Genomic DNA, 22,756 nt, shown 5'->3' with positions numbered 1-22,756 from the left:
CGGGCAAATGTTTGCTATAGTTAATTGTTGGGAGGAGTGCAAATCAATGAGTAAAACAACAGCACGCCTAATGCTGGCCTCAGCAGTGTTAGGTTTTGGATTATGGGCGACGGCTGGCTCAACACACGCCGCAACTGTGGTACAACAACCAAAAGAATCGGCGCAAACGACGGCTAAGGTTGAAGGGGTAAAGCGCACAGCGACGAACGCAACCACGCAGCCGGTCGAAACGCCAGAACAATCAGAAAACAATTATTTTAATTATCAAAACGTGTGGGTCGTCGGTGACTCACTGGCCGTTGGGTGGGACGGTAACCAAGTGGTTAAACAGAACTACCCAACGCTCTTAGCAAACATCATCAAGCCGGAGTCAATGCATGCGGGTTACGCATCAAGTGGCTCACAAATTTCAGGTAACCAAAACGGACCTGGTGATAAGACTTACGACCTAACCAATAACTTGAAGCGTGTCACGGCTGATCCGCAGTTCAAGAACGCTGAGTCATTGGTATTGGAAATCGGGGTCAATGATTTAAACTATAGCGACAATAGTCTTGGTTACGTCCAACAACGTTTACAAAAGAATATTCGGACGATGCGTGCCGCGAACCCAAAGTTAGTGATTTATGGTGTCTTGCCAATCCCATCATACATGGGTGGTAATAACTTGAACGTCAAGGGTCAAGCAGGCTACACGTTTAATCAGTTGGCCGATGCTTTGAAGCAAGTTTATACAAGCTTTGGTATTCCAGTATTAGACTGGCGTCAAGCAGGTTATCAGGTTGTTACAGATGCTAACCGACAACAAACGCTGGGGGATCACGAAGTTCATCCAACGCAAGATACGTATGCCAAGATGGCAGATTTGATGGCGCAATGGATGATTGAAGTGTCTACGGCTGATAACAGCAACCTTGCTGAAAATGAACACGATTCAAAGACGAATTTCATTAGTAACGGTTGGCAAACGGATGAGTCCGGTAACCGTGAGTATGCGACAAACAGTGTGCTTGCCAGTGGCTTTAAGAACATTAACGGCCAAGGATACTTCTTTAACCCAAGCAACAATGGTTTGTTGAAGGGTAAGAACCAATTGGCAACGGCCGGTGGTAAGACCTACTACGTCGCGACTGATGGTACGACGCAAGAGGGCATTAAGTTGGTCAACGGTAAGTGGTACGACTTTGGGTCAAACAAGACGTACTATGCCCGTAACTTTACGCAGTCTGGTTACTTGAACACGGATCAAGGTTGGCGCTGGTTTGAAAATGGTAAGCCATACACGGGCTTCCGTTTATACTATGGTGCTTACTACTACTTCATTAATGGTGTGCGCCAAGAAAACAAGTGGGTCAGCCAATGGGGTAACAAGTACTACGTTGGCTCAGATGGTCGTTCAGTCCAAGGCTACCACCTAATCGACGGTATCGCGTATGACTTTGGGAACAACGGTACGTTCTTCCTACGTGGCAAGCTTTCAGGCTACCAAGATGCCGGCAATGGCTGGTTGTGGTATGAAAACGGTGAAGTCTTCACTGGCTTCCGCTTCTACATGGGCACATACTACTGGTTCGAAAAGGGTGCACGTATCAATAACCAATGGCGGACAGCCTGGAACTTGAAGTACTATGTTGACAGTGAAGGTCGTGCCGTACAAGGCGACGGTTATAATGTCGACGGGACGTACTATAACTTCAGTCACGACGGCACATTCTTCTTGCGTGGTAAGGCGAGCGGTTATGTGTCAACACCAGACGGCTGGTTGTGGATTGAAAATGGTAAGCGCTACACAGGCTTCCGTATGTACATGGGTGCCTACTACTACTTCATTAACGGTGTGCGCCAACATAATCAATGGGTCTCAGAATGGGGCTTGAAGTATTATGTCGGTAACGACGGCCGCTCTGTTGAAGGTAACAAGGTTAAGATTGATGGCAAGACGTACAACTTTGGTACGAACCATACATTCTTCCTACGTTAATTAAATCTATTTTGAATTGCAAAATCCGCTGGGTAGCTTGCCTGGCGGATTTTTTGGGGTAATCAGGTTGTATACCGCCAACAATTTGCGTAACATGACAGAGGAATAGGAGGAAGGCATGACATTTTATACAATTGATTACTTGACACAGCGTCATTCGTGGTTGGAAACGGCAACGACGGTGGTCATTGCCGTATTGGTAATTATTTTTGCAATTTTTGCGGTGCTGTATTTTCGCAATAATTTAAAATCGAAGTACCGGGATTTGAGTGTGATGATGCTACTATTGGTAGCGTTTGTCATTGGGCTGCAGTATCAAGATATGAACCAAGTGAAAAGCCAGTCGGCTCAAAAAGCACAGGTTGTTAAGTTATTAAAGCACGTGGCACATAATCGGGATGTGAAGCCAGCGCAAGTGGCTGTAAACAGTGTCAATTTGAACAATAATTTAATTGTGAAAGCTGGGAAGACGTTCTATCGGGTGAATTTGAGTGCTGATCAATCGAACTATACCTTGGAAAAGACGAACTTATTAGACGAGCATACAGTAGTTGAGGTGAAGTGATGGACACAAGTTATACAACGATTGCTTTGAAGTTGGCAATTGGGATTATCGGTTTGATTATCCAAATTAATATTTTGGGTAAGGGTAACTTGGCACCAATTTCAGCGATGGACCAAGTTCAAAATTATGTCTTGGGTGGCATTATTGGTGGTGTTATTTATAATGCAGATATTACGGCGCTGCAATTTGTCTTAGTCTTGATTGTTTGGACGTTTTTAGTCTTGCTGCTTAAGTTCTTGAAAGAACACAATTACTGGGTCAAACGGGTGATTGATGGGGCGCCGGTCACGGTCATTAAGAACGGTGAGGTTGATGTGGCCACAACGATGCGGGTGGGCTTGTCAGCTAGTGAGCTAATGTTTAAGCTACGCGCCGCTGGCGTTGATGAGGTGCAGGTAGTACGTCGAGCAATTCTAGAGCAAAATGGCCAACTGACGATTATCAAATATGGCGAGGAAACGATTAAGTATCCACTTATCCAGGATGGGCAAGCCAATTATGATCTATTAGAAGTTTTGGATAAAGACATCGACTGGTTACGCGAAGAAGTTGCGAAGCAAACCAAGGGTGGCGTAGAAGATATTTATTTGGGCGAATTTATTCACGGTAAGGTAGTTTTGCATCCGTTTGCAAAATAATCCATTTAGGCTTGTGAAAAACCAGTGACATTATTCTCGCGAAAATATCCTGGCATCGTCACAAAATCCCACCAAAAAATCCGGAATTCTGTAATGCTCGTTTGGTTTGTAACATACAAGTAATAAAAGGCGCGGATTTGAAACTTTCACTTTAACCGGCTGTCACTATAACTCGATACACTAAGTAAAGTCGAATTAGTAAAAACGAGTCCGACGCAGATATGCGTCGTGAATACAGAACAGTCTGTTTACAAGAATGGGGTTTAAATTCGGATATGATTAGTAATAAAGCGAAATTAGTATTGGCAACAACTGCAGCGATGGCCGGATTGGCAATCGCAAACACAACACAATTTGAGACGACGGCAAGTGCCGCAACGGTGCAAGGTTCAGGGTATTTGAACGATGGTACTGGCTGGTACTGGTTTGAAAATGGCCAACGCTACACAGGTTTCCGTTTCTACATGGGATCTTACTACTGGTTCCAAGATGGCGTGCGTCAAGAAAACTCATGGGAGAGTGCTTGGGGCATGAGCTACTACGTTGGGGCTGATGGACGTGCTGTGCAAGGTGTTAACGAAATTAACGGCGTTAACTACGATTTTGGTAACAATGGTACGTTCTTCTCACGCGGTAAGGCCAATGGTTATGTCGCAACACCATCAGGTTGGTTGTGGATGCAAAACGGTTACCGTTACACAGGTTTCCAATTCTACATGGGCACATATTACTGGTTCCAAAATGGGGCTCGTATCCAAAATTCATGGGAGAATGCCTGGGGCATGACGTATTACGTTGATAACGTTGGTCGTGCTGTGCAAGGCTTGCAAACAATTGGTGGCAAGCAATACTTCTTCGGTAATGATGGGACGTTCTTCTTGCGTAAGAACACGAAGTTCACGGCTAATGGGGCAAACTATTCAGCTGATGCAAACGGTGTTGTAACTAAGCTTTCATCTGGTTCTGTTAAGGATCAAATGATGGGCTTTGCACAAGCTTGGCACGGTTGGGATTCAACGCAACAATACTACCTTGATTTGTTGATTAACTACGAATCAGGTTGGAATGTCAATGCACGCAATGGTCAATATGTGGGCTTGTTCCAAACGACGGGGATTTATGACATGTCAGTTGAAGGGCAAGCCAAGGTTGGTTTGGCATACATTGCTAATCGTTACGGTAACCCACAAGGTGCTTGGAATCACATTCAAGCAATTGGTTGGTACTAATAAATATAAACAGTTAAAAGGACTGAGTCATTTGATGGCTCAGTCCTTTTTGCTAGGTCGTATTTGATGCGTACACAATCGTTTTTAGCACTCTGTAATTAAAAGTGCTAAAAGTGTTGACAAGCGTTTGCATGGTGTGTATTATAATATGTGTTAGCACGAAGTGATAGAGAGTGCTAAGAGAGGTATAGCGTATGTTAACAGAACGGCAGCGGTTAATTCTAGCCGCGATAATTCAAGATTACGCAAAAACCGGTAAAGCTGTTGGATCAAAATCATTGCTTGAACAATTGGGGTTGGCAGTTAGTTCGGCTACTGTCCGAAATGAAATGGCCTCATTGGAAGAGCAAGGATTGCTACAAAAAGAACATACATCTTCTGGCCGGGTGCCATCGCAACGGGGTTATCGTTATTATGTCGATAAACTAATGCGACGACGTCAATTGTCAGAAGCTGTGCACCAATCGTTGGAACGGGTGTTTAGCCGTAACTTCCAACAAATTGATGATCTGGTGCAACAAATGGTTACTGAAATGGCAAACCTAACAGGTTACACGGTGATTGCATTGAAGCCGGAATCAGTTGACACGCGATTGTCGGGATTCCGGTTGGTGCCTGTCGATGGCCAGCAAATTATGGCGATTATCGTGACGAACGATGGACAGGTAACGAGTCAGAGTTTTAGACTACCCGAGGGAATGGATGTACATGGCTTAGATGACATGGTGCGTTACATTAATCAAACATTGGTTAACCAACCAATTGTTGATGTTCTACGAACACTTTCTGGCGATTTACCATTGAAAATGGAGCGAACAATTCGAACGCCGGTTGCTTTTTTGCAACTGTTTGGTGATGTGTTGGCACGCTCCATCCGTGATAAGGTTTTCGTTGGTGGTCGTTTGAATTTGATGGACTTTACGGTTGATACCAATTTGCAAGAAGTTAAGCAATTGTATCAATTACTGGATGCACCGACCGCTATGCGTCACGTCGTTGGCAACGCGAATGATGGTGTGATGGTACAAATTGGGGATGAGAATGGGAATAGCCTGTTGTCACCTTACAGTTTGGTATCAGCAACCTATCGTGTACCGCAACATGGTGTAGGGGCAGTTGCCATTCTAGGTCCAACATCGATGATGTACGCCGATATGGTCGAATTAGTTGATGTATATCGTACCGCGTTATCACAACAATTATTAGAATATTACCGATAGAAAAGAGGTGTTAGCATGGCAGAAGATAAGCAGACTCCTGAAGAAGAAGTTGAAGAAACGGTTGAGACACCGGATGTTGACACCGAAACAACCGAAGCGGTCGAAATCGACCCAATGGTTGCGATGGAAGCTAAGGTTGCAGAAGCGGAAGATAAGTACTTGCGTGCCCACGCCGAGATGCAAAACATGCAAACACGTTTTGCAAAGGAACAAGCACAAGCAGTTAAGTACGCGAGCCAAAAGTTGGCAAAGTCAGTTTTGCCTGCTTTGGATAACTTGGAACGTGCGTTGCAAGTAGAAGCTGACGACGATGCGGCTAAGCAAATTAAGACGGGTGTCGAAATGGTCTATAAGACATTGGCATCTGCCTTGGAAGATAATGACATCAAGGCCGTTGGGGCCGAAGGTGAACCATTTGATCCTAACTTCCACCAAGCAATCCAATCTGTACCGGCTGATGAGGATCACCCGGCAGATACGATTGCCCAGGTTCTTCAAAAGGGTTATGTCTTGGCGGACCGTGTGATTCGTCCAGCGATGGTAGCTGTTTATAACTAAACAACTATTCACTTACTATTAAAAATAAAAATTGATCAATAAGAGGTAAAAACATTATGTCAAAGATCATTGGAATTGATTTGGGAACAACAAACTCAGCTGTTGCCGTTTTGGAAGGTGGCCAACCAAAGGTTATCACTAACCCAAACGGTGGTCGTACGACGCCATCAGCTGTTTCATTTAAGAACGGCGAGACGCAAGTCGGTGATACTGCTAAGCGTCAAGCTATCACAAACCCTGACACGATTTTGTCAATCAAGTCACACATGGGTGAAGCTGGTTACAAGGTAACGGTTGATGGCAAGGACTACACGCCACAAGAAATTTCAGCCATTATCTTGCAATACATCAAGAAGTACGCTGAAGATTACCTTGGTGAGACGGTTGATAAGGCTGTTATCACGGTACCTGCTTACTTTAACGATGCGCAACGTCAAGCAACTAAGGATGCTGGTAAGATTGCCGGCTTGGAAGTTGAGCGTATCATCAACGAGCCAACGGCCGCTGCTTTGGCATACGGTTTGGACAAGTTGGAGAACGACGAAAAGGTCCTTGTTTATGACTTGGGTGGTGGAACGTTTGACGTTTCTATCCTTGAGTTGGGTGATGGTGTTTTCGAAGTTTTGTCAACAAATGGTGACACACACCTTGGTGGTGACGACTTTGACCAAAAGGTTATTGACTGGTTGGCCGATAACTTCAAGGCTGAAAATGGGGTTGATTTGAAGGCTGACAAGTTGGCCTTGCAACGTTTGAAGGATGCTGCAGAGACGGCAAAGAAGACGTTGTCATCAGCAACTGAAGCGCAAATTGATTTGCCATTTATTACGGCAACCGAAGCTGGTCCATTGCACTTGCAAACGACTTTGACGCGTGCCCAATTCAACCAATTGACGGCTGACTTGGTAAAGCGTGCGGAAGAGCCTGTTCGTCAAGCTTTGAAGGATGCTGGTTTGTCAATCAACGACATCGACAAGGTTATCTTGAACGGTGGTTCAACGCGTATTCCTGCTGTGCAAGAGTCTGTTAAGGCTTTGACTGGCAAGGAGCCTGATCACTCAATTAACCCTGACGAAGCGGTTGCTTTGGGAGCCGCTGTGCAAGGTGGTGTGATTACTGGTGACGTTAAGGACGTGGTTTTGCTTGATGTGACGCCATTGTCATTGGGTATCGAAACGATGGGTGGTGTGTTCACGAAGTTGATCGACCGCAACACGACGATTCCTACGTCAAAGTCACAAGTGTTCTCAACGGCCGCTGATAACCAACCCGCTGTTGATATCCACGTTTTGCAAGGTGAGCGTTCAATGGCTGCTGATAACAAGACGTTGGGTCGTTTCCAATTGACTGACATTCCTGCTGCACCACGTGGTGTGCCACAAATCGAAGTTAAGTTCGACATCGACCGTAACGGTATCGTTTCTGTTTCTGCTAAGGATTTGGGAACGAACAAGGAGCAAAAGATTACGATCCAAAGCTCTGGTTCATTGTCAGACGAAGAAATTGAGCGTATGATGAATGACGCGAAGGCTAACGAAGAGGCCGACAAGAAGCGTAAGGAAGAAGTTGACTTGCGTAACGATGTTGACCAATTGATTTTCCAATCAGAAAAGACATTGGAAGAGGTTGGCGACAAGTTGCCTGATACGGACAAGAAGCCAGTTGAAGACGCTGTTGCTGAATTGAAGACTGCTAAGGAAGCCGACAATTTGGACGACATGAAGACGAAGAAGGAAGCTTTGGAAAAGGTTGCGCAAGAATTGGCTGTTAAGTTGTACCAACAAGCTGCTCCTGATCAAGGTGCGCAAGCTACTGACGGTGCTTCATCAAGTGATGACAACACGGTTGATGGTGACTTCGAAGACGTTTCTGACGACAAGAAGTAATCTAAAAAATTAAATTCCTAGTCTGTGCATTTTCCTACCAGTTACAGATTAGACACAAAGCGAGGTGCGAGCCTCGCTTTGTGATACATATTGAGATAAAGATGGAGGTTGGCCTCATGAATAATACGGAGCTATACGAACGTTTGGGCGTGGATAAGAACGCCTCACAAGATGAGATTAAGAAGGCTTACCGCAAGCTATCAAAGAAGTACCACCCTGATTTGAACCACGAAGAGGGTGCTGAGCAGAAATACAAGGATGTACAAGAAGCGTACGAGACCCTTGGTGATGAGCAAAAGCGTGCGATGTATGATCAATACGGTGCGACTGATGGTCAAGCTGGTGGCTTCGGTGGCCAAGGCGGCTTTGGTGGCTTCGGCGGTGGTCAATACGGCGACTTCTCTGATTTGGGTGATATTTTCAGTCAAATGTTTGGTGGTGGCTTCCAAGACCCTAATCGTCCACGCAAGGGGCAAGACTTGCAATACCGCATGAACTTGACGTTTGAAGAGGCTGTTTTTGGTAAAGAGACAACGATTTCATACACGCGTTCAACGGATAACGGTGGTCAAGAAAGCAAGGAGTTGAAGGTGACGGTGCCTGCGGGTGTCGAGAATGGTCAACAAATGCGCTTGTCTGGCCAAGGTGAGGCTGGTTATAACGGGGGCCCATACGGAGATTTGTTTGTGGTCTTCCGCGTTGAAGCGTCAAAGGATGGCTTTGAACGTGATGGTGGCACGATTTACTCACGTGTGCCAATCGATTATGCAACAGCTGTCTTGGGTGGCGAAATTGAAGTGAAGACGGTTAATGGTTTGAAGAAGTTGAAGGTACCCGCCGGTACGCCAACTGAAGCAAACTTCCGTCTTCGTGGCCAAGGAGCGCCATTTATGCGCGGTGGCCAAGGTGATCACATCGTTACGATTTACGTTGATGTGCCTAAGAAGTTGAATAAGGACCAAAAGAAGGCGCTTGAGGCATTCCAAGCAGCAATGACTGGTGAGCACAAGAAGGGCTTCTTCGGTTAAACCGACCATTAATCAGGTGGCTAATCTTAAGGTTAGTCACCTTTTTTGTGTGGTAAGATTAACGGTAAGAAATTACCAATGGAGAGCAAGACATGCTATTAGCAGATTTTAAAGCAGCGACATCTGGCATGCCAACGAATCGTTTGTTGGCGGTGCGACTAGATGACCAGGTGCAACCAGTTCGCTTACTTGGGCGTGATGGGGATTTGCTAGTCATGACAACGGACGTGGCCTATCAAGCAGAATTGGCGGAGGTGATTATGCAGACTCCTGATTCATTGCAGATAGTGGTGCGTGATGATGATTTCACGCTACATCCGGTGTATGGATACCGGATTGTCGACGACGCCCTGGTTCTTGGATGATGGAGAAATGAGAATGCAAAAACGCTTAGGGTGGTTGATCACCGCAATTTTGTTACTGGTATTTGCGAGCGTGGTGATATTTTTTTATCACACCAGCAATGTGACAAAACCAGCGCATACGTTTGCTGAACAAGCGAACACACCTAGTAATCATGATTTGCCAACAGGAAAAAAGAAATCGGCCGGTACGCCAACTGCCAGTGATTTGAAGTCGAAGGAGTTCGTCGCAAATGGCCGTTTGACGCAAGTCGGTCAGTATCGGCTCACGAGTAGTGGGGTTGCAGAAAAGTTGGTTGGAGACAACGCTGTAAATGCAACGTTGCAAAATCACAATTTTATTTATCAGGTTACTCGAATTGCCCGCTACAAAAATACTGCGCGCTCGACAAAAGCCCTGCAAAATGCGCGGCGTGTTCTGAATACACCTAAATTAGCCAATGGGTATGAAACACTGGTCATTGCCTATCGGATTACGAATGATAGTACAACGTTCGGTGTGACGCCAGGTGTGACAACAATTGGGTTTAAGGGTAAGCCAACGATGTCTGAATTAAACGGTTTGGTCAATGACCCTAAGTTGAGCGTGGCTGGCATTCCAGCCGGGGGTTACACTGATGCAACCGTGACGGTTTTCATTCCGAAGGGTGCTACAAACGATATTGATTTGCAATTTGCAACAGTCAAGGATCGTCATGGCAATATCTTGGTCGGGCCATCTGCAAAGCTTCGGGTCACCTTCTGATTTAATGCGTGGGTCTATAAATATGCGGCAAAAAATGATAGACTAATAGTTAGTTTAAACCGTCATTATGGCGGTTTTTTGTTTGAGAGATAGATAAAAGGAGTTCCTAATATCATGCAAATCGAGTTTCTAGGAACTGGTGCAGGTGTGCCAGCTCGTTTTCGTAATGTAACGAGTATCGCGCTTCGCTTGCTAGAAGAAATTAATTCCGTTTGGTTGTTTGATGCCGGTGAAGGCACGCAAATTCAAATGCTACAATCAACGATTCGTCCACGGAAGGTGGATAAGATTTTTGTCACCCACTTGCACGGTGATCACATTTATGGACTACCAGGCTTGTTGTCTTCCCGTTCATTTCAGGGCGGCGAAGAAGAATTGGTGATTTATGGTCCCCATGGGATTAAGCAATTCGTGGAAACGAGTCTTCGCGTGGCACAAACGCATTTAACGTATCCATTGAAGTTTGTCGAACTACCAAATGAAGGTGGTGAGGTACTGCGGACTGACAAATTTACGGTGACAGCTTTACCGTTGGATCACAAAATTTTGTCATTTGGTTATCGCGTTGTTGAACATGATCACGCCGGTGAACTTTTGGTCGAACGCTTAAGGGCGATGCAAGTGCCAGAAGGTCCCTTGTACGGACAATTGAAGCGTGGCAATGATATTACATTGCCTGATGGCCGTGAAATTAAGAGTGCTGATGTCATTGGCCCTGCTAAAAAAGGCCGGACAGTTGTTATTTTAGGTGATACGCGTAAGACACCAAATGCTGGTGAGCTTGCGACAGGGGCTGATGTCCTCGTGCACGAATCAACCTATGGTAAAGGTGAAGGTAAACAAGCGCGTAATCACTACCACTCAACGAGCATTCAGGCGGCTGAAGTCGCTGAAAATGCTGGCGTGGGTCGCTTATTGCTAACGCACATTTCAGCGCGTTATGCCGGTAAGTCAGCGAATGAACTCGCTTATCAAGCGCGGACAATTTTTGAAAATACCCGCGTTGTGAACGATTTTGATGTATTTGAGGTGCCGTTTGGTGAGCAAAGCAATAGCAAACCAGTTAAATTGACGCCGGTAGATGAAGACGAACAGTAAGTAAGGAGGCAAACAGATGATTTCACCACACTATCAATGGGATTTCCCGGCCGTTGCAAACGAGGCGGCAGCCAAAGAAATCGCTGAGACCTTTGGTGTTTCAGAATTGGTTGCCAAAATTTTAGTTAATCGTGGCTATGATACCATTGAAACGGCTAATGCGTTTTTGCGTCCTGGTGTTGAAGGCTTATATGACCCGTTCTTATTACATGATATGGATGTTGCGATTACACGAATCATGACGGCCATTGACAATGGTGAAAAGATTGTCGTGTACGGGGACTATGATGTGGACGGCATTACCAGTACCGCCATCATGACATGGGCCTTGGAGTTGATGGGCGCCGATGTTAGTTATTATGTGCCTAACCGTTTTAAAGATGGTTACGGCCCTAATTTAGCGCAGTATCAACGTTTAGCTGGTGAAGGCATGCAATTATTGATTACAGTCGATAATGGTGTGTCAGGACGGGATGAAGTCGCTTGGTTAATGAATAACGGGGTCGACGTCATTGTGACTGATCACCACGAGATGCCTGCCGAGTTACCAGAGGCGGTTGCGGTGGTTCACCCACGTCACCCAGATGGGGCATATCCATTTGGTGGCTTATCTGGTGCCGGCGTGGCCTTTAAAGTTGCCTCGGCTTTGTTGGAAGAGCCAGCTGATGAAGTGATGGATTTGGCCGCTTTGGGAGCGGTCGCTGATGTGATGGAATTGGTTGACGAAAACCGGGCAATTGTTGCAATGGGCTTGGCTAATCTCAAGGAAGATCCACGCCCTGGTTTAGCAGCCTTACTACAAACTGCTGGCACTAATCAAGCCGATATCGATTCAATGACGATTGGTTTTACCATCGGACCACGTTTAAATGCACTCGGCCGTTTAGCCGATGCAACGGATGGTGTCCGGCTGTTGTTAGCCGATGATCCAGAGGAAGCGAGTGCGTTGGCTGGTCAAATTGAAACGTTGAATCGTGAACGACAGGAATTGGTTGCAACAATTTCTGATGAGGCGTTAGCACAGGCACAAACGTTGGCGGCTGACCCGGTGTTGGTTATCGCTGGCCACGGTTGGCATGAAGGTGTTCTTGGCATTGTTGCCAGCAAGGTAGTCGAGGCTACAGGCAAGCCAGCAATCGTGCTCAATGACGAAGATGGTCAGATGAAAGGCTCGGGCCGTTCTGTGCCGGCATTTGACTTATTCGCCGGTCTGGATGGTCACCGAGATTTGTTAACCGCATTTGGTGGTCACGCCAGTGCTGCGGGAATGACAATTCCAACAGCCAATTTGCAAGCCGTTCGCGACGTTTTACGGACTGAAGCGGATGCACAGGGCCTTGCGGAAGCAGGATTGCCAGAAATTCGCATTGCAGCCGAAGTAACGGCCAAAGAGTTCAATGCGCAGAATTATGAACAGCTGCAAGTCTTAGCACCCTTTGGTGAAGGTAATCCAGAGCCGCTGTTTGCTGTGGCGTTGAACGGGGTGCAAAATGTTAAAACCATGAGTGAAGGCAAGCACCTCCGTTTCACGGCAAGCACACAAGTGGGCTCGTTGCCGGTGATTGCGTTTGGCCGTGGATCGCTTGCCGAAGATTTAGCAGGTCGTTTTGAATCAATCAAAATTGTGGGGACGATGAGCGAGAATCGTTTCCGTGGTGATGTGACCTATCAAATGATGCTAACGGATATTGAAGCTGCGGGGTCATCGCTGCTGGATTGGCGGACAACCCGCTTAACGCGACAAACATTAGCGGAGCCGGCTAGTTATATTTTCTTTAATAAAAAACACTACGAACAGTTAGGTCCGACGATTCAGGCCCCCGGCGAAGCTATTTACTGGGAGGATGCTTTTAATCGAACGAGCGTTGGGACAATGGCCTTTGTTGATATGCCGGAGGAGCTAAGTCAGTTAGCGGATTTGCTGAAATTCGTGCCGGCAGGTCGATTGGCCCCAATATTCTACACGAAGTCACCAAAGTATTTACAAAAGATGCCATCAAAGGCCGATTTCGCGAAAGTTTACAAATTTGCTCGATCATTTTCGGATGTTTCGTTGCGAACGCAGTATGATGCAATTGTTTCGCACTTACAAATCGATAGAAATATGTTAACCTTAATATTGCAGGTGTTTTCAGACGCAAAATTTGTTACAATTATTGATGGCGTCTTAAACGCCGTGCCTGCGCCACAACAAGTGGTCTTGGAAGAAATGCCGTCATATCAGCGTTTCGTGGCACAGCGAGAACTAGAACAACAGTTGATTTACAGTTCGACAAGTGAACTCGAAACATTGTTGACGAACTTAAGTAAGCAGGAGAGCTAAGCAGATGTTGGATTTGCATGATTACGTTGCCTCAATTCCGAACTTCCCAGAAGAAGGAATTACATTCCGTGACATCACGCCTTTGTTGGCGGATGGGGCGGCATACGCAGAAGCAACGCATCAAATTACTGAATTCGCACAAGCGCGCGGGGTAAACGTTATCGTTGGCCCTGAGTCACGTGGATTCTTAGTCGGTGCACCGGTTGCCCACGAAATGGGCATCGGTTTGGTACCAGCACGCAAGCCAGGTAAGTTACCTCGCGAAACCGTTAAGGAAAGTTACAAGCTTGAATACGGTGAGGCAGCTTTGGAATTGCACAAGGATGCCATTAAGCCAGGTGATAAGGTGCTTATCACTGATGATTTGTTGGCAACTGGTGGTACGATTGCCGCAACAATTAAGTTGGTTGAAGCTTTGGGCGGTGAAGTCGTTGGCTTGGCCTTCTTGATTGAACTTGATGCCCTTCATGGTCGTGATCGTCTTGAAGGATACGACATCTTGGCATTGATGAATTACTAACATAACTGGAGAAGCCTTTTGTGCTTCTCCTTTGTTGTAGTTGGAGGAGTTTTATGACCAAAGAACAAAAACTAACGCGATTGGTAACAGCATTTGCAATCATTATGATTGTGGTTGCACAGCTGATTGATCAAACAACCGCAAAGCCACTTTATCAGTGGCTCACAATCGTGAATGTACCCGTTTTATTTATGGTGGCTGGCTACTGGGCGACGGGGTTGCGGTGGCGAGAAGTGTTACTTAAGGGAATTAAACATTATGTTGTGCCGTTCGCTGTTACAGCAGCCATTACTATTTTAGGCAGTAAAGTCATTATTAAATTTAATTGGACTTATTGGATGCAATATCGGTTCGTTGCCATGCGTGACGGCGTGACAACGTTTTTATACGGTAATGGCTGGCCAACCGCGCATGTTGGCGACTGGCAAGTCCTGGGCACGGGGATGATTTGGATTGCTTTGGCCTTGTTTGTTGCCACAATCGTGTTTAAGGTGGTGCAATATCTACCGGGACACGTGGCCTATCAATGGGTGGTAACAATTTTGCTAGCCTGGTTAGGGTATTACCTGAGTTCACAGTTTCAGATGCCTTGGTCGATTGAAGGAGCATTAGTGATGCAACCATTGATGATGCTTGGTAAGCAACTTCGAGTTGCGGGCGACTGGCAGGTTGGGCACGCCACGGCAGCGGCGGGTTTCTTAGTTTGGACGGGTGTGTCAACCTCGGGGCCATTTGATGTTATTATGGCAGCCGCACCACACTGGGTGTTTACCTCACTTGGTGCCGTTCTGGGCAGTTTGACCATTGTGTATCTTGCGCAACGTCTAATCCAATGGACACCCGCATTTGCGACAGGGTTTGCGAAATTAGGGGATGCCGTCATCTTAAAAATTAGTATTTTGACGATTTTGATGAGCCTATTTAAAATGGGCGGGTACATTAGTTTGATTACTACTGACCATACGATAAATGTTTTATTGAATATTGTTGTGACATTAATTGTGATGGGATTACTAACGTGGGGCGCCCGTCGCATTGATTGGGCTCGGCAAATCTATTTTGAAGACTAATCTTAAAGCAGACTGGATGGTCTGCTTTTTGTTTTACCTGTTAACTATTTGTTAAAAATCCGTCTTTTTAATACGGTATACTTATTCATTAGTGATAGAGAGAAATAGTGATCGTGAGATAGTATATGACGAATAAAAGAAGTGGTTGGGCCCCTTTGAAACGGGTGATCCAACCAATATCGCTCAATAATTTTATGCGCCTAATTTTGATTGGCCTGGTACTGAGCATCTTGACGACATTTATGTTGCAGTTTGCGATGTACTTTCAGGAATGGGGCCGTTACAATCAAACAACCGACTTCGGTACGGCGCTTGGCTATACATGGAATTTTATGTGGAAACCACAAGCATGGTTTTCGGTATTTGAAACGTTCTTGCTTTATAGTTTCATCATGGCGTTGCTAAATCGTTTGTTTCTTAGCATTGCTTTGTATGGCATTATTGCCATTGTCGCGTTTGTGGCTGAGTTTATGAAAGTTAAGGCCCGTAACGAACCAATTATGTTCAGTGATATGTCTGAGGCAGGCGCGGCAGGCGGCTTGTCAGGCATGGTTGACCGTGGCTTGTTAATTGGTGCCATTATTGCCGTACTGATTTTACTAGTTGGCGCCATTTGGCTTGAGTTTTGGTTACGTCGACGGCGAGCCGGGCACTTTGCGCAAGGCGTCATGGCAACCCTGTTTCAACAAACATGGTCACGAATCGTTGTTGTGTTAGTAGCCGGTGGTGTGCTTGCCATTCCATTTGTCTCTACTGCAGATGAAAATCAAGAATGGTTACAGCGGTTTAATTATGAACGAGTTGTCTACAGTTCAGGGGATGACGCCTTATGGAACGGGCCACTAATGACTTTTGTTTCGAATGTTTCGACGGTTATCATGCGCGAACCAGCTGGTTATTCAAAGGCCAAGATGGCAGAAATTCAAAAAAAGTATGCCGCTTATGCCACCGAATTGAACAAAAACCGGCAAGCTAATTTGGCTGGTCAAACGGTCATTTATGTATTAAGTGAATCATTGGCAAATCCCAATGATGTACCGTCGTTGACGTATAGTGGCAAAAATGTGTCAAAGAATATGGACAAGGTGAAGGCAACAGCAACGTTCTCAGGTAAAATGTTGTCCTCGGGCTACGGTGGTGGTACAGCTAACATTGAGTATATGACGTTGACGGGAATGCCGTTGGCAACGTATGCGCCCGAGATGTCGGTGCCGTATGTGCAGGTTGTGCCATTCGCTAAGGCGGTGCCAAACGTTACTAACGTGTTCCAGCAAAAAGATGTTTTGCATCCCTTTGTTGGTAGTTTGTATAACCGTACGAATGCGTATAAAAAAATGGGTATCGATGGTTTCTACACGACGGACAACACGCAAACGCCATATCCTGAGAAGTATCAAGGTGCTGCAAAGGATGGTGATTATCCAACCGATGCGAATGCCTATCGTTTTTTGACCTCTAAAATTGATAGTGCGAAGTCAAACCAGTCACAGTTCTTGCAACTCATGACAATGCAAAATCACATGCCTTATACAGCGGGTGAGTATCCTAATAATCACTATAAGGTAAAAACCCCAGCGGTCTCAAAAAGCACGAAAAAGCAAATTGAGAGCTATTTAGAAGGGGTTCATCGCAGTGATGTGGCCTTAGGTAAATTGATTAAGCGGTTAGATGCGTCTGAACGACCAATTACGATGGTCCTGTATGGTGATCACTGGCCAGGTGTCTTTACATTTGTGGATGCGCAAGCGGCTGCCAAGGTAGCTCACGAGACGGATTACTTCGTTTATCAGAATCCAGCGGCTAAAAAATTGGCGGGGCAGACACCGGCGGCAACACGAGCAGTCGCGTCGCCAAGCGATTTTCCAGCGTTGACATTCGAGGCAACGAACACCAAGGTTTCACCATACTTTGCTTTGCAAACGGCGATAACTAAGCAGATGCCAGCTTTTGCCAATTACACACGGAATACGTTTGTAGATGAGCAAGGCAAGACGATTAAGGAAAAACAACTAACAAAGAAGCAACAAGCGTTGTTAACTGACTTGAAATATGTGCAATATGACCTCAGTGCCGGAAAGAACTATCTTGGTAAACAGTTCTTGGCAGTGAAGTAAAAAAACGTTCGACCGCAAATTGCGTGTCGAACGTTTTTATCTTTTGTAGCGTATTAATAAATGGCATCCCGGTACAAGCCGACGACTTTGCCAAGGATGGTTAGGTCGCGGACGATAATGGGGGTCATATTATCATTCTCTGGTTGGAGTCGGTACGCATCGGCCTCACGAAACAGCCGTTTAATATGGGTTTGCCCAACTTCATCACGAGCCACAACAATATCACCATTATCAGCATCGTTTTGCCGGCGGACAATGACAAAGTCACCGTCGAGCATGCCAATGTTTAACATGGCATTGCCACGCAAGCGTAGCATGAATAAATCACCGTCAAAGCGGACGAGATTTTCGGGCACTGGAAAGTAATCAACAATGTAGTCGCTATCTTCATTGCTGGCCGGAATGGCTTCGTGCTCATCTAATACCGGCATCATGTTTTGGTTGCGAGTTGTGACACCGAGGGCTTCAACACCAGCGGGGGTGACTTCTATTGCACGTGGCTTATCAGGATCCTTGTGTAACAACCCTTTTTTCTGCAATCGGTTCAAATGGCCGTGGACAGTTGACGAAGATGATAAGCCAACGCCTTCACCGATTTCGCGGACAGTAGGTGGATAACCTTTTTCAAGTTGCTTTTCGTAGACAAACCGCAAAATTGCGAGTTGCTTGCTCTCAGGTTGTGTCATGTTATCCTCCTTGTAAAATATCTGCTTCTATTCTACAGTAATTCGGCGAGTTGTGAATGTTGGACATTGTTTCATGGTAGAATAGAGTAACGATAAAAAATGAGGTGGTGACTGATATGGCAGAAACAGATCGCATGTTGGCCGTGCGCACACGTATTAATGAATTAGCAGCTAAGGCAAAGACGCCAGAAGGTTTGACAGATGACGAAATTGCAGAACGCGCGGATTTGCGGGCTGAATTCCTTGAGAACTTCCGAGCTGCGTTCCGTTCACAAGTTGAAATGCTCCAAGTATTCGATGATGACGGTAATGAAGTGACGCCAGATAAGGTGAAGGATATCCAACGCGAAAAGGGTTTGCGTGACAACTAATGAAGTTTTCGCGAAGAAACGCGGGATAACCTAGTCAAAACGGCGAATGTTCGCTACAATAATATATGAATTATAATGATGGAGTAATATGATGAATACTAGTATATGGATTTTGATTGTCATCCTTGCTGCTGTTTTGGGTGCAGTTGCTGGATTCTTCTTGGCACGTCGCTCAATGCAAACGTACTTGAAGAACAACCCACCTATCTCAGAAGAGATGATGAAGTCAATGATGACATCAATGGGACAAAAGCCTTCACAAAAGCGTTTGAACCAAATGATGGCACAAATGAAGGCCCAATCTTCTGCAAAGAAGTAAGGCTTGTTAAAAAGGACTGAACAAGATGGTTCGGTCCTTTTTTGTAATTGATGGGGAAAATGATGAGATATAAATGGATCGACATTGCGCGTGGTTTAGCAATGTTAATGGTGATTATTGGCCATGTGTCCGGCTCGGAACCGGCATTTCAAGCGGGTCAGAATTTTTTGTTTTTAGGTAATTTACCGATTTTCTTTTTCTTTAGTGGTCTGTTGTATCGACCCAAGCCACTCGGCGAACGCATCAAAACCAATTTTAATACCTTGATTTTATTGTATATTGTGTTCGCGTTGCTGATTTTAGCCTACGAATGGCCAGCAGTAAAATTTGGTCATGCCAGTTGGTCATTAACGGGCACGCTACTTGGCGCCTTATGGGCAGGTGGTAATAATAGTACGATGCCAGCGGGGATGATGTCACTGGGAGCGGTGTGGTTTTTTGTTGCACTTGGCCTGGCAACGATTGTCTTTAGTTGTGTGCAGGCTCTTGTTGCCAAACTACCAGACCACTGGCGAATAATCACGTTAGTTGTCATCAGCTTGGGGTTGTTTGGTTTAGGTTTGTTAGCACCGGCGGTTACACCGTGGTCATTGAATGCGGTGCTCTTGAGTCAAGTGTTCCTACTTGGCGGATATCTGGCACAACGTTGGATGAAGCAACCGTGGCCATTTTACGGCATGGTCACGATGTTTGTGGCTGGTTTGGCAGTGTGGTACTGGGCATCTCAGGTAGGAACTTTTTATCTCGTATCAGGGACGTTCACAGGGCCGATTTGGCAGATGTTGTTAGGGGCATTTGGTAGCATTTTTGCACTGGCCGGTGTGGCACAGTTAATTGAACGTGGCCTTTGGCAAATGGGTGATGGGATTGCCTGGGTTGGCCAAAATTCGGCGGTGGTATTGTTTCTGCACGCCTTTGCCATTTTGATTCTTGGTAAAATTGTTTATGGCCCGACGGTTGGCCTTTGGGTGCAATGGTACGGCCGACCAATCGCATGGGTATTAATGGTGTTGCTGAACACGGCACCGGTTATTGTGATGGCTTATGTGGCCCTTGGCTTACCGATTGTTCGAAAAATATTCACAGACCGACGCTGGCCAATGCGTTTTTGACTAAAGCGTGAAAATGATGTGCATTATTTCACGTTGTAATAGATTAATAAAATATTAAGAAGCCCGTTGTAATAGAGATGTCATATTGGGTTGTTACTCTAAAAACATCAAAGACAGGGGTAATGTTAAATATGACATTGTTTAAAGGGAAAAAGGCATTGGCGTTTATCGCGTCAGTTATTGCCAGTTTCACGTTTGCGATGGGGATGGAAGCTGATCACTCAGCTTCAGCAGCTGGCCAAACGGGTTACGTTAGTACAAACGAAGGATGGCGTTGGCTTGAAAATGGCCAAAAGTATACGGGATTCCGTTTCTACATGGGTACGTATTACTGGTTCATCGATGGGGTGCGTCAGGATTCTGGTTGGCGTGAAGCTTGGGGCATGAAGTACTACACGGACAATGAGGGTCGTGCAGTACAGGGCAACTACGTTATTGATGGCACGGCCTACAATTTCGGTGATAATGGCACATTCTTCCTGCGTGGTAAGACATCTGGTTACACGGATGCAGGCCAAGGCTGGAAGTGGTACGAAAACGGGCAACAATTTACGGGATTCCGTTTCTATATGGGAACCTACTACTGGTTTGAAAATGGGGTGCGCGAGCAAAACAAGTGGAAGACTGCTTGGGGGATGAAGTACTACGTTGATAACGTTGGTCGTGCAGTAGAAGGCACACGTGTCATTGATGGTAAGTCGTATTACTTTGGTAATGATGGGACGTTCTTCCTGCGTGATAGTGATGCTGGCACGCGAATGATTGAAGAAGCAAACCACTGGTTGGGAATTCCTTACATGTGGGGTGGTGCAACGCAATATGGTGTTGACTGCTCAGGTTTCATTCGATTGGTGCGTCAACACGCGCATTTGACTGATTTGGGTCGCACAACTTACGAACAGGCAGCATACTTGCGTGCACATGGCTCACAACCAAAGCCATTGTCACAAGCGCAACCAGGGGACTTGTTGTTCTGGGGTTCAGTTGGTGGTGAGTACCACGTTGGTATGTACATTGGTAATGGTAAGATGATTGATGCGCCACAACCAGGTATGACAACTGGCGTTCACGATATTTGGGATGCGCCTTTGGCATACCACACAATTTAATAACGACAGATAAACACAACTCACTTTGCTGAGTTGTGTTTTTGTTTTGAGCAGGACTTTTGATTTTAGGTTTGTGAGCGACTACACTTATTGGCATAAGTTAAGGAAGTATTAAGCTTTAAGTGAAGGTTGAACATGCGCAAAAAGATGTATAAAGCAGGTAAAGTTTGGGTCGCTGCAACTTTAGCAATTGTTGGCGTTATGACTGGTGGGGCTGTTGTGTCAGCTGATGACAATGGGGATGAACTAGGTGTGGTCGCTGATGAACCAGTCCCACAACCTGACCAGGTCGTTGTATTGCAAAAAGATGAAACGACTAGTGCCAGCTCGGCGTCGGCATCGGCATCAGCTGACATACCAGCCACGTCGTTATCATCAGTTGATACTACGAGTGTGACAAGTGCGGGATCAGATGCCTCAAGTGGTAGCTTTTCTCAGTTGGCTGACAGTTCAACTGAATCGCTAGGTAGTATGGCATCGGCTGGCCAAGCGCTATCGAGCGAAAGCACCAGTGTTGGAACGAACAATGCCGGTAGCGTTAGTTCGGCCACGACGCCAGAAGTTTCGTCAGCCACCTCACAACAATCCTCGGCAGCAACAGAAATTGTGCCAAGTAGTGTGTCATCAGTGACGTCTGCATCTACAACGGTTAGTCGGCGTGGATTAACTCGGGAAGTGACACCTTCTGCACAAGCTACGCATCAGTCTGCAGCAGTCGTGAAGAAACAAGTGCCAAAATCAACGGCGCAAGTCGTATCTGCTAAGGCAGCGCCACAAGCCACTAAGCATGCGACTGTTTCAACCGCTAAAGTAACCGTTGCGAAGCGTGCTGCTTCGACAACAGCCAAACCAGTTACTAAGAAAGTGGTCAAACCCAAACCATTTACAGGTTATAAAAAAGGCGTTTTCTACCAAAATGGTAAACGAGCAACTGGTTACCTGAGTGATGGTAAACATCGCTATCTATTCCGTAATGGAGTGAAGCAAAAGGGCGTCCAGAAGTTCCAAGGCACGTACTACATGTTCAACTTGCGTGACGGTCGCATGATGCGCAATACCTATACGGCGTCACAATGGGGATTGTGGTATTTGTTTGGGGCTGACGGTCGCATTCTAACTGATGTGCAACCATGGGCGGGTGGTTATTATACGTTTGATGCGCGAACCTACTTGAAGCATACGAATGTGTACGAACCGGCTCGATGGGGCACTTGGTATATGTATGATGAGACCGGACGCTGTGTCTCAGGGTACAAATATTGGCAGAATGGGTTGTACTATTTCCATCCGGGGACTTACCTGAAAGCGACGAATGAGGCCGTTTGGGAAAATGGTAACGAGTATTGGGCGGATGGCGGTGGCGTTGTGCGAACTGGTAATTGGCAAATTGAGCACGCAATTGACACTGGCACATCACTCGTTGGCCACTCGCCATATGTGTGGGGTGGCGGGCGTAATAGCTGGTCAATTGCAGCCCGGCAGTTTGATTGTTCTTCGTTTGTTCGTTGGTGCTTTGCTAATTCAGGTGTCTTCGCTGGTAATGTGGGGGATGCGGTGACTTATTCACAAACTAGCTTAGGTCAAGGTGTGCCATGGTCGAACATTCGACGTGGCGATATATTCTTTATGGATCATATTGGGCACGTCGGGATTTATCTTGGTGGTCAATACTTCCTTCATGATTCACCAAGTTCACCAACAGGTGGGGTTGGCGTCTCACGACTGAGCGATGTCGTTGATCGTGACGATCGCGCTTACGCTGTGCCATGGTATGACATTGTTGACGGCGTAGTACGACGGTTGGTTTAAACAAAAAAATCCT

Annotated in this window: 21 protein-coding genes; 20 read left to right on the top strand and 1 reads right to left on the bottom strand. The window is 46.0% G+C overall.

What is annotated here, in order from left to right; all coding sequences use genetic code 11:
* The first annotated feature begins 46 nt into the window (after nt 1-46).
* The 15 genes from ESE_RS11860 (at nt 47) to ESE_RS0104445 (ending at nt 17,337) form a co-directional block, all read left to right on the top strand.
* Nucleotides 47-1,981 carry an SGNH/GDSL hydrolase family protein gene (locus tag ESE_RS11860; RefSeq protein ID WP_010371925.1) on the top strand — a complete coding sequence of 645 codons (1,935 nt, stop codon included), beginning with the start codon at nt 47-49 and terminating at the stop codon, nt 1,979-1,981.
* Between the two features lie 118 nt (nt 1,982-2,099).
* Complete coding sequence (locus ESE_RS0104510; protein ID WP_010371923.1) at nt 2,100-2,546, top strand: DUF3290 family protein; 447 nt, start codon at nt 2,100-2,102, stop codon at nt 2,544-2,546.
* Entirely contained in the window at nt 2,546-3,184 is a 639-nt protein-coding gene (locus ESE_RS0104505) for a DUF421 domain-containing protein (RefSeq protein WP_010371920.1), read from the top strand. Before ESE_RS0104510 ends, ESE_RS0104505 begins: the two co-directional genes overlap by 1 nt.
* Nucleotides 3,185-3,459: 275 nt before the next feature.
* On the top strand, nt 3,460-4,413 hold the full coding sequence (locus tag ESE_RS11855) for an aggregation-promoting factor C-terminal-like domain-containing protein (RefSeq protein WP_010371918.1): 954 nt from the start codon (nt 3,460-3,462) through the stop codon (nt 4,411-4,413).
* A 194-nt stretch (nt 4,414-4,607) separates the two neighbouring features.
* Entirely contained in the window at nt 4,608-5,633 is a 1,026-nt protein-coding gene (hrcA, locus tag ESE_RS0104495; RefSeq protein ID WP_010371916.1) for a heat-inducible transcriptional repressor HrcA, read from the top strand.
* A gap of 15 nt (nt 5,634-5,648) precedes the next feature.
* The gene (grpE, locus tag ESE_RS0104490) at nt 5,649-6,191 is read left to right on the top strand and encodes a nucleotide exchange factor GrpE (protein ID WP_010371913.1); all 543 of its coding nucleotides are present in this window, start codon (nt 5,649-5,651) and stop codon (nt 6,189-6,191) included.
* 56 nt (nt 6,192-6,247) lie between these two features.
* Nucleotides 6,248-8,077 carry a molecular chaperone DnaK gene (dnaK, locus tag ESE_RS0104485; RefSeq protein WP_010371910.1) on the top strand — a complete coding sequence of 610 codons (1,830 nt, stop codon included), beginning with the start codon at nt 6,248-6,250 and terminating at the stop codon, nt 8,075-8,077.
* A 116-nt stretch (nt 8,078-8,193) separates the two neighbouring features.
* The gene (locus tag ESE_RS0104480) at nt 8,194-9,105 is read left to right on the top strand and encodes a DnaJ C-terminal domain-containing protein (protein ID WP_010371907.1); all 912 of its coding nucleotides are present in this window, start codon (nt 8,194-8,196) and stop codon (nt 9,103-9,105) included.
* Nucleotides 9,106-9,197: 92 nt separating this feature from the next.
* Nucleotides 9,198-9,470, top strand: a complete 273-nt coding sequence (locus ESE_RS0104475; RefSeq protein ID WP_010371904.1) for a hypothetical protein — start codon at nt 9,198-9,200, stop codon at nt 9,468-9,470.
* Nucleotides 9,471-9,483: 13 nt separating this feature from the next.
* On the top strand, nt 9,484-10,212 hold the full coding sequence (locus tag ESE_RS0104470; protein WP_010371901.1) for a hypothetical protein: 729 nt from the start codon (nt 9,484-9,486) through the stop codon (nt 10,210-10,212).
* 114 nt (nt 10,213-10,326) lie between these two features.
* Nucleotides 10,327-11,310, top strand: a complete 984-nt coding sequence (gene rnz, locus ESE_RS0104465) for a ribonuclease Z (protein WP_010371898.1) — start codon at nt 10,327-10,329, stop codon at nt 11,308-11,310.
* A gap of 16 nt (nt 11,311-11,326) precedes the next feature.
* Nucleotides 11,327-13,633, top strand: coding sequence for a single-stranded-DNA-specific exonuclease RecJ (gene recJ, locus ESE_RS0104460; RefSeq protein WP_010371895.1), 2,307 nt, complete (start codon nt 11,327-11,329; stop codon nt 13,631-13,633).
* Between the two features lie 4 nt (nt 13,634-13,637).
* Entirely contained in the window at nt 13,638-14,153 is a 516-nt protein-coding gene (locus tag ESE_RS0104455) for an adenine phosphoribosyltransferase (protein WP_029237453.1), read from the top strand.
* Nucleotides 14,154-14,206: 53 nt separating this feature from the next.
* Complete coding sequence (locus tag ESE_RS0104450; protein ID WP_010371887.1) at nt 14,207-15,223, top strand: hypothetical protein; 1,017 nt, start codon at nt 14,207-14,209, stop codon at nt 15,221-15,223.
* Nucleotides 15,224-15,348: 125 nt separating this feature from the next.
* A complete protein-coding gene (locus ESE_RS0104445; protein ID WP_010371884.1) occupies nt 15,349-17,337 on the top strand; it encodes an LTA synthase family protein in 1,989 nt (662 codons plus the stop codon).
* A gap of 53 nt (nt 17,338-17,390) precedes the next feature.
* On the opposite strand, the gene lexA is transcribed toward ESE_RS0104445, so the two are convergent.
* The gene (gene lexA / locus ESE_RS0104440; protein ID WP_010371881.1) at nt 17,391-18,023 is read right to left on the bottom strand and encodes a transcriptional repressor LexA; all 633 of its coding nucleotides are present in this window, start codon (nt 18,021-18,023) and stop codon (nt 17,391-17,393) included.
* Nucleotides 18,024-18,139: 116 nt separating this feature from the next.
* Here lexA and ESE_RS0104435 point away from each other — a divergent pair, with 116 nt between their 5' ends.
* From ESE_RS0104435 to ESE_RS11845, 5 genes are all read left to right on the top strand, one after another.
* Nucleotides 18,140-18,394, top strand: coding sequence for a DUF896 domain-containing protein (locus ESE_RS0104435; protein WP_010371879.1), 255 nt, complete (start codon nt 18,140-18,142; stop codon nt 18,392-18,394).
* Between the two features lie 91 nt (nt 18,395-18,485).
* A complete protein-coding gene (locus ESE_RS0104430; RefSeq protein WP_010371877.1) occupies nt 18,486-18,713 on the top strand; it encodes a YneF family protein in 228 nt (75 codons plus the stop codon).
* A 59-nt stretch (nt 18,714-18,772) separates the two neighbouring features.
* Nucleotides 18,773-19,825 (top strand): acyltransferase family protein, encoded by a 1,053-nt coding sequence (locus ESE_RS0104425; protein WP_157725483.1) that lies wholly within the window; start codon nt 18,773-18,775, stop codon nt 19,823-19,825.
* Between the two features lie 131 nt (nt 19,826-19,956).
* Complete coding sequence (locus tag ESE_RS12535) at nt 19,957-20,934, top strand: NlpC/P60 family protein (RefSeq protein WP_010371873.1); 978 nt, start codon at nt 19,957-19,959, stop codon at nt 20,932-20,934.
* A 135-nt stretch (nt 20,935-21,069) separates the two neighbouring features.
* Nucleotides 21,070-22,743: an NlpC/P60 family protein gene (locus tag ESE_RS11845; RefSeq protein ID WP_010371871.1), complete on the top strand. Its 1,674-nt coding sequence runs from the start codon at nt 21,070-21,072 to the stop codon at nt 22,741-22,743.
* Nucleotides 22,744-22,756 lie beyond the last annotated feature (13 nt).

The sequence above is a fragment of the Weissella cibaria KACC 11862 genome, from assembly GCF_000193635.1.
Lineage (GTDB): Bacteria > Bacillota > Bacilli > Lactobacillales > Lactobacillaceae > Weissella > Weissella cibaria.
This window is presented reverse-complemented; position numbering and strand designations above follow the sequence as displayed.

Coding starts and splice junctions, on each gene's coding strand:
- ESE_RS11860 (WP_010371925.1), top strand. CDS start 47: ATGAGTAAAACAACAGCACGCCTAATGCTGGCCTCAGCAGTGTTAGGT.
- ESE_RS0104510 (WP_010371923.1), top strand. CDS start 2,100: ATGACATTTTATACAATTGATTACTTGACACAGCGTCATTCGTGGTTG.
- ESE_RS0104505 (WP_010371920.1), top strand. CDS start 2,546: ATGGACACAAGTTATACAACGATTGCTTTGAAGTTGGCAATTGGGATT.
- ESE_RS11855 (WP_010371918.1), top strand. CDS start 3,460: ATGATTAGTAATAAAGCGAAATTAGTATTGGCAACAACTGCAGCGATG.
- hrcA (WP_010371916.1), top strand. CDS start 4,608: ATGTTAACAGAACGGCAGCGGTTAATTCTAGCCGCGATAATTCAAGAT.
- grpE (WP_010371913.1), top strand. CDS start 5,649: ATGGCAGAAGATAAGCAGACTCCTGAAGAAGAAGTTGAAGAAACGGTT.
- dnaK (WP_010371910.1), top strand. CDS start 6,248: ATGTCAAAGATCATTGGAATTGATTTGGGAACAACAAACTCAGCTGTT.
- ESE_RS0104480 (WP_010371907.1), top strand. CDS start 8,194: ATGAATAATACGGAGCTATACGAACGTTTGGGCGTGGATAAGAACGCC.
- ESE_RS0104475 (WP_010371904.1), top strand. CDS start 9,198: ATGCTATTAGCAGATTTTAAAGCAGCGACATCTGGCATGCCAACGAAT.
- ESE_RS0104470 (WP_010371901.1), top strand. CDS start 9,484: ATGCAAAAACGCTTAGGGTGGTTGATCACCGCAATTTTGTTACTGGTA.
- rnz (WP_010371898.1), top strand. CDS start 10,327: ATGCAAATCGAGTTTCTAGGAACTGGTGCAGGTGTGCCAGCTCGTTTT.
- recJ (WP_010371895.1), top strand. CDS start 11,327: ATGATTTCACCACACTATCAATGGGATTTCCCGGCCGTTGCAAACGAG.
- ESE_RS0104455 (WP_029237453.1), top strand. CDS start 13,638: ATGTTGGATTTGCATGATTACGTTGCCTCAATTCCGAACTTCCCAGAA.
- ESE_RS0104450 (WP_010371887.1), top strand. CDS start 14,207: ATGACCAAAGAACAAAAACTAACGCGATTGGTAACAGCATTTGCAATC.
- ESE_RS0104445 (WP_010371884.1), top strand. CDS start 15,349: ATGACGAATAAAAGAAGTGGTTGGGCCCCTTTGAAACGGGTGATCCAA.
- lexA (WP_010371881.1), bottom strand. CDS start 18,023: ATGACACAACCTGAGAGCAAGCAACTCGCAATTTTGCGGTTTGTCTAC.
- ESE_RS0104435 (WP_010371879.1), top strand. CDS start 18,140: ATGGCAGAAACAGATCGCATGTTGGCCGTGCGCACACGTATTAATGAA.
- ESE_RS0104430 (WP_010371877.1), top strand. CDS start 18,486: ATGAATACTAGTATATGGATTTTGATTGTCATCCTTGCTGCTGTTTTG.
- ESE_RS0104425 (WP_157725483.1), top strand. CDS start 18,773: ATGATGAGATATAAATGGATCGACATTGCGCGTGGTTTAGCAATGTTA.
- ESE_RS12535 (WP_010371873.1), top strand. CDS start 19,957: ATGACATTGTTTAAAGGGAAAAAGGCATTGGCGTTTATCGCGTCAGTT.
- ESE_RS11845 (WP_010371871.1), top strand. CDS start 21,070: ATGCGCAAAAAGATGTATAAAGCAGGTAAAGTTTGGGTCGCTGCAACT.